The following is a 17,365-nucleotide window of genomic DNA, read 5'->3' on the forward strand; positions in this document are numbered from 1 at the left end:
CTAGCGGACGAAATGAATGTGAGGCCTTTCGCAGTGACGTGAGATCTCGACAAACGCCTCGACTGAAAAGACCTCTTTCAACAACTCTTGCGTCAGTACCTGTTCGGGTTCTCCGGATGCAACCACCTTACCGGATTGTAGTACGAGCAACTGGTCGCAATACATGGCGGCGTGGTTGAGATCATGCAGCGCAATAATGCTGGTGACCGACAGTTCTGACACAAGTCGGAGAAGACTGATCTGGTGGTGGACATCCAGATGGTTGGTCGGCTCGTCTAGAATGAGTTCTCTCGGCGCCTGCGCCAAGGCGCGGGCGAGATGGGCGCGCTGCTTCTCACCGCCGGAAAGGTTTTGCCAGGCATCGTTACGCTTGGCGGCCATTTCTGTGCGTTCGAGCGCATGATCGACCGCAGCGTCGTCCTCACGCGTCCAGCCCGAAAACATCGATCTGTGCGGAAAGCGCCCGAGCTTCACGACGTCGATGACTTTCAGATTCACATTCGTATTGGCGTGCTGTTCGATGAAGGCAATACGCTGCGCCAGACTTTTGCGCCGAAGGGTCTTGATGTCCTTGCCATCCAGCAGCACACGACCGGAGTACGGTTGCTTCAAACCGCTGAGCAAGCGCAGGAGGGACGTTTTGCCAGAACCGTTCGGCCCGAGAAGACCGAGGACCTTGCCCGGCTCCACTGTCAGGGAAACGCCGTTGACGATCGTCTTCGTTCCAACCTTCCAGACCAGATTATCCGCAGTGATACTCATGACGCGCGTTGCAGCCTGTAGAGAATGACGGAAAAGAACGGCACACCCACAAGCGCTGTCACGACGCCGATGGGCAGAACCTGCTGTGGCACCAGTGTGCGTGAAGCAATATCGGCCAGAACCATAAAAATTGCGCCGGTAATGGCACAGGCTGGTAGCAACCGCGCATGCAGAGGACCCACAACGAAACGTGCGGCATGCGGAACGACAAGGCCGACGAAGCCGATGGTTCCAACCATGCTGACGATGGTGGCGGTGATCACAGCGGTCAGCGCGAACAGGATGAGACGCGTGCGTCCAACGCTGACACCGAGCGAAGCTGCCGCCTCATCACCGAAGGCAAAGGCATCCAGCACGCGGGCATAAAACAGACAGCAGACGAGGCCGAGACCGACAACGATGGAAACGAGGCCGACATCCGGCCACCGCACGCCGCCAAAGCTGCCGAGAAGCCAGAACATGACATCGCGCGCCTGCTGCGCGTTGCCGGATGTGGTCACCACATAGGATGTCGCGGCATTGAAGAGTTGCGCGGCAGCAACACCGGCCAGAATCGTTCTATCAGCACCGCCGCGTGCGCCATTCGACAAAAGAGCCACAAGAAAGAAAGCGGCGAAAGCGCCGGCGAAAGCGCCAGCGGAAAGTGAAACCGCTCCCGCACCGAGCCCCAGGATGACCACTGCCACCGCCCCAGTCGAGGCACCGGCGGAAATGCCAAGCACATAGGGTTCAGCCAGTGGGTTGCGCAGCATCGCTTGCATGATCGCTCCGCATATGGCGAGACCCGCGCCACAAAAGACCGCGACCAGCGCGCGGCTCAGCCTGTATTCCCAGATTACCGCCTCTTGAATGCGGCTAATTTCCACTGAGGTCCAACCGAGCTTGTTGGTGATGGCGGCATAGGTGGTTGAAAGCGGGATCGGTAGATCGCCAATCCCGACACTGATACCGACCACGAAGGCAATCGTCACGAAACAGGCGAGATAGAGGGCTGCGGAGGCTATGAAACGCCGCATCGCTTTTCCCCGCTGATCGTGTGCCGCCAACGAACTCACTTGAGGCCGAGAGTCTTCAATTGCTGAGCGATCTGCTCGGCACCGTAGATCGTCTGGACGCTCGGGTTCATGGCCTGCGCCGGCATGATGACGAGCGCCTTGTTCTTGACGGCATTCATCTGGCTGGTAGCCGGATCGGTGTTTAGGAACTTGATCTTGGCCTCTGCCTTGTCGAGTTCCCAGCGATTGCGATCAACCTGCGTCACCACGATGACATCAGGATTGGCCGCGATGATCGTTTCCCAGCCAATAGCAGGAGATTCGGTTTCGGTCGTGATGGCGTTCGTGCCGCCGAGCAAATCGGCAATGTATCCTGAAGGGCTGTTCTTACCTCCGAGATAAGCGTCGGCCGAGGGCGACGGGCTGGAGAACCAGAAGACGTAAGACAGCTTCTTGCCGTCTTTCGGCGCATCGGCGCGCAGCGCCGCTTCGCGCTTCTTCAGATCTGCAATAACGGCCTGGCCTTTGTCTGCCACGTCGAAAATCTGCGAGAGGTCGTCGATTTCCTTGTAAAGAGTGTCCATGTTCCACAGCTTCGCGCGATTGCCGTAACCGGACTTGTCCTTGGAAACATCATCCAGTGCGCACATGCTGGGGGAAAGATAGGTCGAGATACCGAGCTTATCGAAATCCTCGCGCTTTGCCACTTTGCTGGTGGGACCGACGAGCGTCGGCAAAGCGGCGGTAACGAAGTCCGGGTTCTGCGCCAGAATGGATTCGAAAGTCGGAAATTCAACGGTCAGAACTTTTACCTTGGCATTTGCTTCGGCAACCTGCGGCAGGACCTTGTTCGGCCAGAAAGCCGTGCCGACCATCTTGTCCTGGAGACCCAGAAGCAGCATGATTTCCGCGCTGTTCTGTCCGAGCGCAACAGCGCGTTCAGGCGCCTTGTTGAAGGTGACGGTCGCGCCGCAATTTTCGATCGTCAGGGGATAGGTCGTGGGAGCAGCTATCGAGGAGGTGGCTGCAAGACTGGCCAATGCGCAAAATCCAACGGTCGCAAAAAGACGCTTCATCATCATCAAAAATCCTTTTGAGGGCGGCAAATGCCGCGAATGTATGCGCCTATAATCACCTCTGCCCGCACAAAACAAGACCTTTTACTTCATATTTTTGCGAAGCCGTACTTCCAGACCTAAAATGCGCAAGCGCGTGCAGTCTGCACGACGGTCGGCAGACGGGACAGTCTCAATTTCGCTCTATCTACAGCTCGCCAATCAGGGGAGATCGATAAGGCGCGTGTCATACCCTCTAAAGCCGAATGCCTGATTTGTCTGAAGATGGCGCGTCGCTAGCTGCCGAGGATCGCAGCGATCATGATGGCAGCAAAGGCGAGGAACATGACGCTGCCGACGATGATCGTGACCAACGCCTGGGCGGAGATGTACGTGCCTGCAACGCCGCCAAGTACACGCGGCCATGGGCTCGTGCCTTTCTCCTGCGCCATCGGATAGCCACAGGCAGGACAGGCAAAGGCCTTGTCGGATACTTTGCCCTCGCAATCCGGGCAGACGGTGAGTGCCATATCAATCTTCTCCGATCACGAACTCGACGCGGCGGTTCTTCTGCCGGCCTTCAGGATTATCCGCGCCTTGCGCAGTCTGGTTTGGCGCGACGGGAAAGCGCTCCCCCTTCCCTTCCGTCACCATGGACGATGTGACGCCATTTTTCGACAGCCAGCTCTTGACCGAAGCAGCCCGGCGTTTTGACAGTTTGTCATTATATTCATCGCTGCCTTTGGAATCTGTATGGCCGACGATCAGGACTTTCTTCGGCTCCATCGCGACCAGCGTCTCGGAGAATTGTGAGAGCACGCGTCTCGCATCTGGCCTGATATCCGCCTTGTCAAAATCGAAAAGGACGTCCGCCGGCAGGTTGACGATGATATGCTTGCCTTCTTGTCGCGCGCCAAGTGCCGTAAGGCTGTTCTCGGTTTTGAGACGCGTCTCTTCATCCATCGGCTTCAAATCGAAGGACGAGGCCTCGCTGGAAAACGAACCCGTACTCTCCTGGCCTTTCTCGATGAAATGCGAGGCCGGAAAGTCGATTTCACGAAAGCTCGACGGTTGCTCGCCAAAGGGCGCGGCATTCGTGGTCACCTGATAATCTGCGGCGTTCACGGGTGAGGCGAGAAAAAGCCCGACCAGCGCAAGCGCTCTCATTGCTTGAGGTCCAATGGGATGGTGACACCTGGGCCGCTGCGATCATCGCCGCTATTGCCGGGATTGAAAACGAGAGACACCTTCTCGACATTGACGGGGATGGTGCCAGGGAAGATGATATCCCCCTCCATCGTCTTACCATTGGCAATCCGCATCCACCGATTGTCGGGGATTTGGCGCATGTGCAGACGTTCCTGCTCGCCCTCCCCCCAGGCGAGATAGGCGTTTTCACTATCATTCATATTAACGAAGTTAGTGCCGGGATTATCGAAGCTTGCCAGAAGGCGGATTTTGGTGGCATCGGGACCGATAGAGACGGACTTGACCTGAACCGTCAGGCCGACCGGCACACTGACCTGGCCTCCAATGATGGTGATGTTGCGTTCCTGCGCCTGCGCGATACCCGCAATAGACAAGGCAAGCGTGAGTGACACGATCCGAAGCATATGCTCTCCTCAAAATCCCCTACAGCGCCGAGCCTCCAGCTAAATGCGCACAGGAAGCAGTGGCTCGTGTGAGAACATAGGCGTCAAAATGGCAACAATGTGCCGCGCAACCTAAAGAGGTGCAGCTTCTTCATCTAAGATATTGAAGCATTGGCGGCGGCATCCTGGCGCCGCCGCGCCTTGTTTCATCAACGCGCCTGCGTCCACTCCGGCAGCCAGTCGCGGTGTGCGACGAGAAGATCGTCGACCAGCGACCATATCTGATCGAGGTCAAGTTCGGCCGCCGTGTGTGGGTCCATCATGGCGGCGTGGTAAATGTGCTCGCGGTTCTCGCTCATCATCGCCCGCACCGTCAGTTCCTGGACGTTGATGTTAGTGCGCATCAGCGCCGTCAGTTGCGGCGGCAACTCGCCAATGAAGGTTGGCTGCACGCCGTTATGATCGACTAGGCAGGGTACTTCCGCCGCGCAGTTATAGGGCAGCGAGGTGATGCAGCCATTGTTGCGCTGGTTGCCGTAGATGACCGAAGGTTCACCGGTCCACACCGAGTTGATGATCGAAGAGGCATATTCCTTCGACTGCTTGACCTCGATCTTGTCCGCCGAGCGATAGGCATCCGCCTCTCCCTTCCAGCGTTCGATCTGCTCGATGCAGCGCTTCGGGTATTCATCCAGCGGAATGCCGAATTTCTCGATCAGGTCTTCGCGGCCCTCCTTGATGAAGTAGGGCGTGTATTCGGCAAAGTGCTCGGAGCTTTCAGTGACGAAGTAACCGAGACGCGTCAGCATCTCATAGCGCACTTTGTTCGGGCAGCGAGGGTTCCAGCCGGGTTTTGGCGCCCGGCCCTCGCGATAACCACGCACCAGATCCGGGTAAAGGTTCTTGTAACTGCCATCCGGTAGGCGGTGTTCGAATTCGAGGAAGAACGCCATGTGGTTGATGCCGGCTGAGCGATAGCGGATTTCCTCGTAGGGAATATCGAGATCATGCGCCAGTTCCATCGCCGTTCCCTGAACGGAGTGGCAGAGACCGACCTGGCGGATCGTGGGGTATTTTTCCGCAATCGCCCAAGTGTTGATCGCCATCGGGTTCACATATTGCAGCATAATGGCGTTCGGGCAGACGGCCAGCATGTCCTCACAGATTTTCCACAGATGCGGCACGGTGCGAAGACCGCGCATGATGCCGCCCACGCCGAGCGTATCGGCAATCGTCTGGCGCAGGCCGTATTTGCGCGGCACCTCGAAGTCGGTGACCGTGCAAGGCTCATAGCCGCCGATCTGGAAGGCGACGACGACGAAATCCGCATCGGTCAGCGCTGCCCGCTGATCGGTAAAGGTTTCTGCCTTGGCGCTGACGCCGAGCGTCGAGATCAGCTTGTTGACGACGATGGCGCTTTCGTCCAGCCGCTGCTGGTTGATGTCCATCAGCGCAATGCGGGCACCGGACAGGGCTGGGCGCTGCAACACGTCGCCAATTATGTTCTTCATGAACACCGTGGACCCTGCCCCGATAAAAGCGATCTTGGGATTTCTTGCCATTTCTCTCTCCAGTCTGGAAATTATGCGATTTCAAACGCGGCCCGGACCAGCCGCTGCGTGTATTCGGTCTTGGGATTGGACAGTACCTCTTCGACGGAGCCCTGCTCCACGATCTGCCCGCGCTGCATCACGATGACGCGGTGGCAAAGAGCGCGCACGACCTTCAGGTCGTGCGAGATGAAGAGATAGCTCAGTCCCTTTTCGTCCTGCAGCTTGCGCAACAGGTCAATGATCTGTGCCTGCACCGACAGATCGAGTGCTGAAGTCGGCTCGTCCAGCAGCAGAAACTCGGGCTCAAGCGCGATCGCGCGGGCAATGGCGATGCGCTGCCGCTGACCACCGGAAAACTCATGCGGGAAGCGGTTGATAACATTGTCGGGCAGACCTGCGTCTCTCAGTGCCGTGCGCACCCGATCCAGCCGCTCGGCGCTGGTCGTGCCGATGTTGTTGACGACCAGCCCCTCCCCGATGATCTGGCCAACCGTCATGCGCGGATTGAGCGAGGAGAACGGGTCCTGAAACACCACTTGCATGCGTGAACGCAGCGGGCGCATCCCGTCTCGGTCCTTGTCATGGATCGCCTGCTTGTCGAAGAAGATTTCCCCGCCCTCATTGCTGATCAGCCGCACAAGCGCCTGCCCGAAGGTTGTCTTGCCGGAGCCGGACTCGCCAACGAGCCCAAGCGTTTCATGTCGCCTCAGATCTAGCGACAAGCCGTCGACCGCAACGAGATCGTGAAACACCGGACGGAACAGACCTCCACTGCGAAGGCCGAAGGACACACGGACATTCTTGCCTTCCAGCAGGATGGGTTGGTTATCCGACAGCGGCTTCGCACGGCCGCGAGGCTCAGAGCCCAAGAGATGTCGCGTGTAGGGATGCTGCGGCGCCTCGAAGAGTGCGGCCGTTGTGTTGTGTTCCTGCAGCAGGCCCTTCTGCATGACATAGACATAATCCGAGAAGCGGCGCACCACGGTCAGGTCATGGGTAATCAGGATCACGGCCATACCGTGCTTGCGCTGCAAGTCGCGCAGAAGATTGAGAATCTGCGCCTGAACCGTGACGTCGAGCGCAGTTGTCGGCTCATCGGCTATCAAGAGGTCGGGATTGTTGGCAAGCGCCATGGCAATCATCACACGCTGACGCTGGCCGCCGGACAGTTGGTGCGGATATTGGTCGATCTTCAATTCGGGGTCGGGAATACGCACTTCGGCGAGAAGCGCGATAGCCTGTTTACGTGCTTCAGATTTGCCGACCCTGCGATGTGCGCGGATCGCTTCGGCAATCTGCGTGCCGATCGAATAGAGCGGATTGAGCGAACTCATCGGCTCCTGGAAGATCATCGATATCCGGCTACCACGCAGTAAACGGCGTTTCTCACGCGAATATTTTAAAATCTCTTCGCCGCGAAACTTCACCCGCGTATTGGGATTGACCGTGGCACGCTTGGACAAGAGCCCCATGACCAGACGTGCAGTGACCGATTTTCCCGACCCGGATTCGCCAACGATGGCAATCGTCTCGCCGCGGTATAGCTGGAAGGAAATATCCTGGACGGCCGAAACTTCGCCATGCTCGGTCTTGAAGTTCACGCCGGCATGACGGACATCGAGAAGCGGTTCTTCCGTGTGAAGTGCCGCGTCGAGACGAGTTTCAGGGATGAGGTTTTGTGTCATCGTGATCACTTTCTCGGCTCAATAGGGATCGATCGCATCGCGCAGACCATCGCCCAGCGCATTGAAGGCGAAGACCGTGACCAACACGAAGCCGACGGGCGCGAGGATCCAGGGATACGAGCCGATGACTGAGTAGTTGGCCGTATCCTGCAGCATCAGGCCCCAGGAGATCAGCGGCGGCTTCACCGCAAATCCGAGGAAGCCGAGAAAGGATTCAAGAAGAACGATGGTTGGGATGTTCAGCGTCACGGCCACGATCACATGGCTCATCACATTCGGGAAGATGTGCTGGAAGATGATGCGCCGGTCCGTCGCCCCAATGGCAATAGCCGCCTTCACATATTCGATACGGGCTAGCGCCAGCGTCTTGCCCCGCACTTCGCGCGACATCTGCGCCCAGCCGAGCGCCGACATGACGATGATTACAAAGCCCAGGAAGACATTTGTCGGCGCGGTGACCGGGATCAGTGATGTCAGCGCCAGATAAAGCGGCAATTGTGGAAAGGCGAGCACGAGTTCGACGAAGCGCTGTGTCCACGTGTCGAATGCACCGCCAAGATAGCCGGAGACCATGCCGACAGTCGTTCCGATCGCAGTAACAACTGTGACCACGGTCAACGCAATCATCAGCGAAATGCGCGAGCCGTAGATTGCGCGGGAGAGAATGTCGCGGCCCAGCTTGTCCGTGCCAAGAAAATGGACCGGCTTGCCATCGGTCGATCCGAAGAAATGGATCGTGGAAGGAATGAAGCCAAAGAGCCTGTATTCGAAACCGGTGACGAAGAAGCCGAGCATGCGAGGATTGTCGAAATCCGGGCCGCTGATGGGCTGGAACGTAATGGGATCGAGCTTTTCCGAATCGACCATCGGATAGACGCGGGGCATCGCCAGGTTGCCGTCCTTGTCGTGAATGGAGATCGATTCCGGCGGCATGAAGGAATCTTCCGATGCCATCGGATCGACGGGGGCGAAGAAGCCTGCGAAGACCGCCATGATCAGAAGAGTGCAAACCAGCACCAGGCCGAGCATGCCGGTGAAGGAGCGACGGAAGCGACGCCATACCAGGGCCTGGTAGCTTTCGTTACCGGAAGATATGCTCTTTACGGTCGGCTCGATTGTGGTTTCGGCTGGAACCAACATGGTCACGCTCCTCCCAGTCTGACACGTGGATCAAGGGCTGCCAGCAGCATGTCGGCGATGATATTGCCGATGATGAGCGTGGCGGCCAGCACCAGCATGAAGGTTGCTGTCACATAGACGTCGCCCACATGCATGGAGCCAACGATGGCCGGTCCGACGGTTGGCAGCGCGAAGATGATCGCGACCTCGATCTCGCCGGTCAGCATGTAGGGCAGAACCACACCTTGATACATGATGAGCGGATGCAAGGCGTTTGGCACCGCATGGCGCATGACGACCGCGCTCTCGCGCAAGCCTTTGGCGCGGGCCGTTTCGATGTATTGGGCGTTCAACGTATCGAGCAGATTGCCGCGCATCACGCGCATATTGTAGGCGAGCCCGCCGAACGTCGCGATGGCGACCACCGGCCAGACATGTTTTACCAGGTCGACGAACTTGTCCCAGGACCAGTGCGCTCCGCCGTATCGCGGCGAGAAGAAGTTACCGATTTCGCTGATGTTGAAATGGAAGACCAGGAGATAGACCATGATCAGCGCCATCAGGAAGCGCGGAATGGTCATGCCGAGAAAGGCGATGCCGGAAAGGATCGTATCGACCCAACTGTATTGCCTAGTGGCGGCTAGGATGCCGAAGGTGATGCCGAGTATGGACGCGAAGATGTGGCAGACGAGCGCCAGAATCAGCGTTCGTGGCAGGCGCTCGGCGACGATTTCGCCGACGGGCCGATTATAATACATGCTGTAACCGAAATCGCCCTTGGCCACCATGTTCCAGATCCAGTTGAAATACTGGATGACAAGCGGCTTATCGAGACCATGCGCAACGGCGTAGGCCTTCGCCTGAGCATCCGCCTGCTCGAAGGACGCGCCTCCGAGATTCATGAGTTGCAAACGGATATAATCTGCATAGTTGCCGGGCGGCGCCTGGATGATCGCAAATGTCACGATGCTCAGGATCAGAAGCAATGGAATTGCCGACAGGAGGCGGGTAACCAGAAACCTCAACATTCGAACTTCTCCTCGAGGGGACGGTGGCGGTCCAGGGCTATAAGCCGCTAAACCGCCACCATTTGGGTTCCACGCCCCGCCTGATGCTGCGGGACGCGGATCCGGGAGGATCGCTTACTTCTGCGGACCATCGCCGCCAGGCTTGCCAGGCAGCATGTCTTTGAAGAGCTGGTAGTCACCCTGATCGGCCGCAGGCACATAGAGGCGTTCGCGGATGATCGAGTCTTCGGCCCAGTTGAACATGTAGATCGGCGTACCGTTCGGCACGTTCTTGAAACGCTTGTTGATGATCAAAGCACCGGGATACTGCACAAGGCCGACGGTGTTGACATTGGTCGTGGCGATCTTCTGATATTGCTTGATCAGCTCGGCCTGTTCCTTCGGGTCGCTTGAGAGCGTGAACTTGTTGATGGTATCGACAAGCTCCTTTTCAAACGGCATCAGGTCGATCTCATTCTTGTTATTGGCGCGGTGAAAAAAGCTGGTCCGCGGACCGGTGGGAGCCAACTGTGGCGTATTCTGCACCACGGACGCCACTTCGGCTTGAGTGCGGTGAAGCGACCAGTCGAACCTGCCCGAGAAGTTTGCCGCATCGCGATCCTTGGCGGCCTGAGCGTTCAGAACCACCCGAATTCCGAGCTTCTGCATCTGGGCAATAACGCCTTCGGCGAGGCTCTTGTCGGTCGTGTAGTCATTGCTGACCAGCATCGAGATCTCGACATCCTTGCCGCCAGCGGTGCCTGCGGGAAAGTTGACGATGCCATTGCCGTCGGTGTCTTTCAGGCCAGCTGCAGCAAGCTCGTTCTGTGCGCCTTCGAGATCGAAAGGATAGAAGAAGGTCGACTGACGATCGTAGAAGTTCGAGCCGTACAGAATACCGCCTGGATAGGTTGCGACGAAGGGGCCTTTCACGAGCGAATCCCCAAGCTCCTTGCGGTTGGTCGCCATGGTGATGGCTCGACGGAAGTGCTCGTTTCGGTTCAGCTCGCGAATGGCCTGCTGGCGGGCATCCGGATCACCCCAGCCATTGGCGGAGAAGTTCATCTCGATATTGTAACCAATCAGACGCGGTCCGAAGGCAAGTCGTGCTGGCGCATCCTTCTGCGCAGACCGCTTCAGCGATTCGACGAAATTTTCCGGCTGTTCCAAGTTTGATATGTCGCCGGAGCCCGCAACGGCCTGGACGTCGCGGTCAGCCCAGGTCGAGAGCTTGTAGTGCGTCTCATCCAAGTAGGGGAGCTGATTGCCCTTCTCGTCCACCTTCCAGTAGTAGGGGTTGCGACGCATGACGATGATGTCGTCAGGGCGATATTCGACCGGTACCCACGCGCCCATAACCGGGAAGTTCATGTAGCTCGGCGGGAACGCGTTCTTGTACTGATCGTAGGTGTTCTTGGAATATTTCGGATGCTGCGGCTTCAGCATATGGGCGGGACCCGGGCAGAAGGTGCCATAAGCCATGTTGTAGATGAACTGCTTCGGGAACGCGTCCTTGAATGTCCATTCGATCGTGTATTTGTCGATGGCTTTCAGCGTCGTTCCAGTGCCGAAGGTTTCCTGCGTTGCGCCGTTCAGCGGCGACACGTTTGGATCAAGGACGTTGTCGTCCCAGTAGAACATCACGTCGTCGGATGTGAAGTCCTGGCCGTCGGACCACTTCGCGCCTTCGATGAGCTTCATAGTCAGCTTGTGACCGTCCTTGGACCATTCCCAGCTCTTGGCAAGATTTGGAAGCGGCTGAAGGTCGTCGGCCTTGACTTGGAAGAGCGGGCCGGTGCGCGTCAGGCACTCGAAGAGACCGATATCGATGCCGCCCCAGCCCTGGTTCTGACCTGCCCAATAGTTCCAGCCTTCCGGGCGACCGCCAATGACGTGGCGCAAGGTGTCGCCGTAGACGCCAACGCCATCGGGCATGTTTCCAGTCTTGTAGACCATCGGCTCTTTCGGAAGACGATCCTTGACCGGCGGCAGCTTCTTCTGGTCGACGAACTGCTTCGTCACCCAGTCAGGCTCATGATATTCCGGCAGTGCCTTATATTCGAGAATGGCCGAGCCATCCACATATTGCACCTTGGTCTGCGCCGGGAAATCCGGCGGCTGCGGTACGACCGTCAGTTCCGAGGCCATCGCGCCATATGCCAGGGCGGATACGCCAACGAGAAGGGCAGCCGTCTTTGCAAGATATCGGTTAGTCATCCTCACTCCCCATTTTTAATAGCGGCGCGCCGCCATATTTAATCGAAACCGGACCTCCCGCCCGGCTTCACAGACGGCCCCTTTCAGGGCCGCCGAGCCTTTTCCTCGCGATCAGCTCGCCTGCTTGATGGCACGTAATTCTTCGATTGAGCGCACGGCGCGACGCGCAGACCCCTCCCATTCGCGGGTCTTCACGGTTGCATTTTTCAACCGCTCGCGCGCCGCTGGAACAGCATCGGCATATTGCGGCAGCCACTGCGCCTGCGCCACCACCATCTCGTCGACCATCTGCCATACCTCTTCCGGCGTGGAGACAGCTCCGACCAGCGGATCATGCAGGACGGCAAGCTTCAACAGGTCTATATCGCCCGTTACTGCGGCATGGACCGACATGCGTTGCACGTTGATGGACGCCATACAGGTTGCCGCACAGGCTTCCGGCAGGGTGATGCCGGAAACCATGTTGATGCCAAAGCTATCGACGAAGCCTGGCGATTCAATGATCGCATCGGACGGTAGATTGCTGATGACACCATTGTTCTTGACGTTGAAGTGACCGCGATAAACGCGTCCGGTTTCCAGCGCCTCCAGAATATGGCTGGCATGTTCGTTGGAGCGCTTGGCCGGATCGATTGGCTTGTCGGCGGCGGCGAGAAACTGCGGAAACTCGGTTTCGAACCAGTTGCGCGTTTCGGTCGAATAGCGGAGGTAGCCGCCGGTTTCGCCGTGAATCCAGTCCGACATATCGATCCAGCGGGAAATTTCTTCCGGCCGCTTGCGATACCAAGGCAGGTATTCCGACAGGTGGCCATTGCTTTCGGTGGAATAGACGCCGAAACGCTTCAGCACATCGATGCGGAGCTTTTCCTGCTGCGAGAAGACCGGATGGGCTTCGAAGGCGGCAATCAGTTCTTCCTTGCCAATCTTGCGTCCGTTGAGCCGCAGATCGACGAACCAAGTCTGGTGGTTGATGCCGGAGCAGATGTAATCCAGTTCGGAAGGTGACTTCGCACCCAGAACTTCGGCAATCTGTTCGGCGCCATGCTGAACGCCGTGGCAGAGGCCGACGGTATCGACCTTCCCGTATTCGATGGCAGTCCAAGTGTTCATGGCCATTGGATTGGCGTAGTTGAGGAACTTCGCACCCGGCGCGGCGACCTCGCGAATATCGCGGCAGAAATCCAGGATGACTGGAATGTTGCGCTGACCATACAGAATGCCGCCTGCGCAGATCGTATCGCCAACGCACTGGTCAATGCCGTATTTCAGCGGAATGCGGATGTCGTCGGCATAGGCTTCCAGACCGCCGACGCGAACGCAGCTGATGATGTATTTCGCGCCTTCCAGTGCGCGTTTGCGATCCGTATGCGCAGTCACCTTGACGTTCAAGCGATTGGCTTCGACAATCTTGTCCAGAATTGCCTTTATCATATCCAGATTATGTTGACTGACATCGGTAAGTGCTACCTCGATGTCGTGGAATTCCGGCACGCACAGCACATCGGTAAATAGTTTTTTTGTGAAGCCGACGCTTCCAGCACCGATTATAGCAATTTTGAAACTCATAACGCCACCTCTTCCCTAAATTTGAATGGCATAACTGGCCAAAGAACAGCTGGATTACAAAAACTCCCCATATCTTCCATCACGCTGGAAAATCGAGATTCTTGACCGAACTATCCCGATAAAATCCTCTTGGCCGTCTCCTCTGCGGGCGATTATGCGTATAAAGATTGGCTAGACCAGAGAAGGATTATGCTTTCATGGGTAATTTTGTGCTGCGAGATTTGATCGATCAAGGCCCGTGCATGCGCACTGTTTCCTTGCCGCGCGGTCGTCAGACGCTGCACACGATGCCGACGAGCAGTGGTTATGAGGTTCGTCGAAATGGCAATTACGATTGGGATGGAAGAAAGCGCGGACAGACGCCGTTTACGGTCCTGCAACACTGTATCAGCGGCGCTGGAAATCTGCGTTATGAAAACCGCCATTACGTCGTCAAGCCAGGCGAAACCCTGCTTGTCCTCGTTCCTCACAATCATCGTTACTGGCTCGATCAGGATAAGGAGTGGGAGTTCTTCTGGATTTCCATGAACGGGGAAGAGGCTCTGCGAATTCATCGCAATATCCTCGCAGTCACTGGGCCGATCCTCAAACTTCAGCCGCAGACGATCAATCACTTGTCAGAATGCTGCTCCCGTTTAGTCAATGGCGCCGAAACACCTGGGGCTGCCTCCGCGGTCGCCTATGAGGCCGCGATGACACTCTATGATGATGTCTTCGGGTCACATGCCTCGTTTGGCGGCGAGTACCGCACCATGCAGCAAGTGCTGAGCTATATCGACGGACACCTTAACGAGCGCTTGTCCGTCAACGATCTGGCTGCCGTGGCAGGGCTCAGCCGTGCCCATTTCTCACGGATCTTCACTGCCAATGAGGGCGTTCCGCCAGCAGAATTCGTGCTGCAGCGGCGCTTGAGGCGGGCTGCGAAGTTGCTGACCACGGCGGCGAACATTCCGATCAAGGAAGTCTCGGTTCTCTGCGGCTTTGATGACCCGAACTATTTTTCGAAGGTTTTCCGCAGGCTTTATGGCACCAACCCTAGCGAATTTCGCACCAGCGGAATGTATCCAAGGGCCGCAAAATGAAAGCGCTCATCGACCGGCGGGCGCATGCCCCATGACCGTTCGGAACAGGTCACTCCAACCTAAAAGCCAGATCCAGCGGTTGCCACTGGACAAGATTAAAGTCGGTGCCAGCTTCATCCGCAACCTTACCGACAGCGAAGCCTGTCAGAAGATCGTGCGATCTGTCAGTTGCTTTCTCGTGATCCCTCTCTCGATTGCGTCGCTGAGGGCGTGGAAACAGCCCATCAGTTCCAGATGCTTACCGATATGGGATGCAACCTCATTCAGGGCTACATCTACTCCTGTTCTCTGGAAGACATCGACGTTGAGCCAATCATAGACCGGCAGACAGGGCATACGAGGACAGCGTCCGGGCAAAAAAGCTTAGCTGCCGTTTACCGCTCACGCCTCAATTGCGCGGTACCGGGTTTTCGATCGGTCGCGGTGACGGTACAGGCATATCTGCGGCAGCAGCCTCATTTTGCCATGTCGTTACACGGTGAACGATGCCGGGTATTTCATCATTGAGATAACTTGGCTGGCCCGGTAGCCCCATCGGGTACATTGCCTCGCGCGTCGCCTCATACTGCTCGCTCTGCTTGGTACAAAGGCGCAGTCGCATATCTTCCGGCTTGACGTCAGGACGGTTGGCAATGGCTTCGACGCGGCCCAAGCTCGGCGACAGGCGCCCTTCAAATCCTTCGGTCAAATACTTTGCCGAACGCTCGTTGCGTTCACGTTCCGTCGTAGCCCCCAGCACCACGACCATCAGGCGGCGGTTGTCGCGCTCGGCCACGCCGACGAAGTTGCGCCCAGAGGCACACAAGAACCCGGTCTTCAAACCGGTCGTGCCGCGATAACGGGTGAGAAGAAGATTGTTGGAAGGAATTTCCTTGTCGTTGATCGATACGGCCGAAACCTGAAAGAAGTTCTGAAACTGCGGAAACTGCTGCTCGATCGCCAGACCCAGGATCGCGAGATCACGCGCTGTCGTGTAATTGTTTTTGTCGAACAACCCGTTGGGGTTGGAAAAATGTGTTCCCGTCATGCCCAGACGCTTGGCCGCTTCATTCATCTTTTCCACAAAGGGCGCCTCGCCGTGACCGACTGTCTCCGCGACGGCCATGGCGACATCATTGGCGGAGGCGACGATCATGGCATAAAGCGCGTCTTCGAGCGTCATGGCTTGGCCTTGGGACAGGCCAGACTCCAAAAATGCCTCGCTGACCGATTTCTTCGTCATAGTGACGGGCGTCGACAGCGTGATGCGCCCCTCACGCAATGCCTCAAAGGTCAAAAAGGCAGTCATCAATTTCGTGGTGGATGCCGGGTACCAGGGAACGCCTGCGTCTTCCTGAGCCAGGACCTCATGGCTATCGGCATCAAGCACAAGCACTGGTGTGGCGCTTGCAGCAAATGGTGCGCCGAGCAACGATACCAATAAGGCGGAGCCAATCAGTCTTTTCATCTTCATGCTTTCCAGTGGTCATCCAAAGACGGCTCCCTTATCAGCTAAACGGCCGGGATGCCACATAAGCAGGAGTAACGAGAGCGTAAGCTGCTATGCAAGAAAGCGATAACTGATTTCTGGAGAAATTGGAGCGGGCGAAGGGATTTGAACCCTCGACCCCAACCTTGGCAAGGTTGTGCTCTACCCCTGAGCTACACCCGCTCGAATATCCGACGGTTCGGGGTAGATCGCTGAACCGTGGGCGCCGTCTTGCGACAACGAGCGCTATATCGCTCAACCGAGTTTTAAATGCAAGCGATAAATGCAGTTGTCGTTCGATATATTGACTGGGTTTGAATGCCCACGTCAGGCCAAGACATATTGCTCAACGAGCAGAGCGTGTGTCGGTGTGACCTGTAGTGACTTGAGAAATTTGGAGCGGGCGAAGGGATTTGAACCCTCGACCCCAACCTTGGCAAGGTTGTGCTCTACCCCTGAGCTACACCCGCTCAAATATCCGACGGTTCGGGGTAGATCGCTGAACCGCGGGCGCCGTCTTGCGGCGACGGGCGCTATATCGCTCAACAAATTTTCAAATGCAACAGGGAAATGACAAAAACCGGCACGATTTTTTTTGAAATGCTGCAAGCATCGGTAAAAGCTCGTCTTTTCGGTGCTTTGTAGCGCAGTGGATTGCAAAAGAGCACCGGCGGGCCTATGCATTTTCGTCAAGAGCAGGAAAACGAGCAGAGGCACTGAGTGATGGTTGCAGAGAATTCTCCAAAGACGGCGCAGGATCTTTTCAGCTTTCTCGATGGCCTTGGCATTAAACATAGCACCACGCAGCATGCGCCGGTCTTCACCGTCGCTGAATCGGAATCGCTGCGCGATCTTATTCCAGGCGGCCATACCAAGAACCTCTTCGTCAAAGACAAGAAGGATCAGTATTTCGTGCTCACCGTCGAAGAGAACGCGGCGGTAGACCTCAAAACTGTTCACAAGACTATCGGGGCCGCAAGCAAGGTCTCCTTCGGCAAGCCGGAAAAGATGCTGGAGTATCTCGGCGTCATTCCAGGTTCGGTTACCGTGTTCGGCGCCATCAACGACACCGGGCAGCAGGTGACCTTCGTGCTCGACAGCGAATTGATGAAGCATGACCTTATCAACGGTCACCCACTCAGCAACGATGCAACGACGACCGTTGGCCGCGACGATCTTGTGCGCTTTCTGGAGGCGACCAGGCACACGCCGCTGATCTTGAAAGTCACGGAATAAACCACGATCTGTGCGGTATGATCGCACC

General features: G+C 57.0%; 16 protein-coding genes and 2 tRNA genes. 3 read left to right on the forward strand and 15 right to left on the reverse strand.

The window, feature by feature from the left end; genetic code table 11:
• The 12 genes from QZ862_RS10650 to QZ862_RS10705 form a co-directional block, all read right to left on the reverse strand.
• On the reverse strand, window positions 1-762 hold the full coding sequence (locus QZ862_RS10650) for an ABC transporter ATP-binding protein (RefSeq protein ID WP_296099703.1): 762 nt from the start codon (window positions 760-762) through the stop codon (window positions 1-3).
• Window positions 759-1,778: an iron chelate uptake ABC transporter family permease subunit gene (locus tag QZ862_RS10655; protein ID WP_296020989.1), complete on the reverse strand. Its 1,020-nt coding sequence runs from the start codon at window positions 1,776-1,778 to the stop codon at window positions 759-761. The genes QZ862_RS10650 and QZ862_RS10655 overlap by 4 nt, the downstream gene beginning before the upstream one ends.
• Before the next feature lie 35 nt (window positions 1,779-1,813).
• Complete coding sequence (locus QZ862_RS10660; protein ID WP_296035656.1) at window positions 1,814-2,836, reverse strand: ABC transporter substrate-binding protein; 1,023 nt, start codon at window positions 2,834-2,836, stop codon at window positions 1,814-1,816.
• A 272-nt stretch (window positions 2,837-3,108) separates the two neighbouring features.
• The gene (locus QZ862_RS10665; RefSeq protein ID WP_296099708.1) at window positions 3,109-3,342 is read right to left on the reverse strand and encodes a hypothetical protein; all 234 of its coding nucleotides are present in this window, start codon (window positions 3,340-3,342) and stop codon (window positions 3,109-3,111) included.
• Window position 3,343: 1 nt separating this feature from the next.
• Window positions 3,344-3,979, reverse strand: coding sequence for an OmpA family protein (locus QZ862_RS10670; RefSeq protein ID WP_296099711.1), 636 nt, complete (start codon window positions 3,977-3,979; stop codon window positions 3,344-3,346).
• A complete protein-coding gene (locus tag QZ862_RS10675; protein ID WP_296099713.1) occupies window positions 3,976-4,425 on the reverse strand; it encodes a hypothetical protein in 450 nt (149 codons plus the stop codon). The genes QZ862_RS10670 and QZ862_RS10675 overlap by 4 nt, the downstream gene beginning before the upstream one ends.
• A gap of 188 nt (window positions 4,426-4,613) precedes the next feature.
• Window positions 4,614-5,966, reverse strand: a complete 1,353-nt coding sequence (locus QZ862_RS10680; protein ID WP_296021487.1) for an alpha-glucosidase/alpha-galactosidase — start codon at window positions 5,964-5,966, stop codon at window positions 4,614-4,616.
• Between the two features lie 20 nt (window positions 5,967-5,986).
• Window positions 5,987-7,642, reverse strand: coding sequence for an ABC transporter ATP-binding protein (locus QZ862_RS10685; RefSeq protein WP_296099715.1), 1,656 nt, complete (start codon window positions 7,640-7,642; stop codon window positions 5,987-5,989).
• Window positions 7,643-7,660: 18 nt separating this feature from the next.
• Window positions 7,661-8,782 (reverse strand): ABC transporter permease, encoded by a 1,122-nt coding sequence (locus QZ862_RS10690; RefSeq protein WP_296099718.1) that lies wholly within the window; start codon window positions 8,780-8,782, stop codon window positions 7,661-7,663.
• Window positions 8,783-8,784: 2 nt separating this feature from the next.
• A complete protein-coding gene (locus QZ862_RS10695; RefSeq protein WP_296099722.1) occupies window positions 8,785-9,789 on the reverse strand; it encodes an ABC transporter permease in 1,005 nt (334 codons plus the stop codon).
• Window positions 9,790-9,903: 114 nt separating this feature from the next.
• A complete protein-coding gene (locus QZ862_RS10700) occupies window positions 9,904-11,985 on the reverse strand; it encodes an ABC transporter substrate-binding protein (RefSeq protein ID WP_296099725.1) in 2,082 nt (693 codons plus the stop codon).
• Between the two features lie 111 nt (window positions 11,986-12,096).
• Entirely contained in the window at window positions 12,097-13,551 is a 1,455-nt protein-coding gene (locus QZ862_RS10705; protein WP_296099728.1) for an alpha-glucosidase/alpha-galactosidase, read from the reverse strand.
• A 197-nt stretch (window positions 13,552-13,748) separates the two neighbouring features.
• Here QZ862_RS10705 and QZ862_RS10710 point away from each other — a divergent pair, with 197 nt between their 5' ends.
• Together QZ862_RS10710 and QZ862_RS21325 are read left to right on the forward strand one after the other, a co-directional pair.
• Window positions 13,749-14,633, forward strand: coding sequence for an AraC family transcriptional regulator (locus tag QZ862_RS10710; protein ID WP_296035615.1), 885 nt, complete (start codon window positions 13,749-13,751; stop codon window positions 14,631-14,633).
• A 210-nt stretch (window positions 14,634-14,843) separates the two neighbouring features.
• The gene (locus QZ862_RS21325; protein WP_363315920.1) at window positions 14,844-15,140 is read left to right on the forward strand and encodes a hypothetical protein; all 297 of its coding nucleotides are present in this window, start codon (window positions 14,844-14,846) and stop codon (window positions 15,138-15,140) included.
• On the opposite strand, the gene QZ862_RS10720 is transcribed toward QZ862_RS21325, so the two are convergent.
• From QZ862_RS10720 to QZ862_RS10730, 3 genes are all read right to left on the reverse strand, one after another.
• Window positions 15,022-16,080 carry a D-alanyl-D-alanine carboxypeptidase family protein gene (locus tag QZ862_RS10720; protein WP_296099732.1) on the reverse strand — a complete coding sequence of 353 codons (1,059 nt, stop codon included), beginning with the start codon at window positions 16,078-16,080 and terminating at the stop codon, window positions 15,022-15,024. The two genes, QZ862_RS21325 and QZ862_RS10720, sit on opposite strands and share 119 nt — an antisense overlap.
• Window positions 16,081-16,209: 129 nt before the next feature.
• Window positions 16,210-16,284: transfer RNA gene (locus tag QZ862_RS10725), tRNA-Gly, on the reverse strand.
• Between the two features lie 212 nt (window positions 16,285-16,496).
• Window positions 16,497-16,571 (reverse strand) — tRNA-Gly (locus QZ862_RS10730).
• 253 nt (window positions 16,572-16,824) lie between these two features.
• Here QZ862_RS10730 and QZ862_RS10735 point away from each other — a divergent pair.
• Window positions 16,825-17,337 carry a prolyl-tRNA synthetase associated domain-containing protein gene (locus QZ862_RS10735; RefSeq protein WP_296099734.1) on the forward strand — a complete coding sequence of 171 codons (513 nt, stop codon included), beginning with the start codon at window positions 16,825-16,827 and terminating at the stop codon, window positions 17,335-17,337.
• Window positions 17,338-17,365 lie beyond the last annotated feature (28 nt).

It is taken from the genome of uncultured Agrobacterium sp. (assembly GCA_913777615.1).
GTDB lineage: Bacteria > Pseudomonadota > Alphaproteobacteria > Rhizobiales > Rhizobiaceae > Agrobacterium.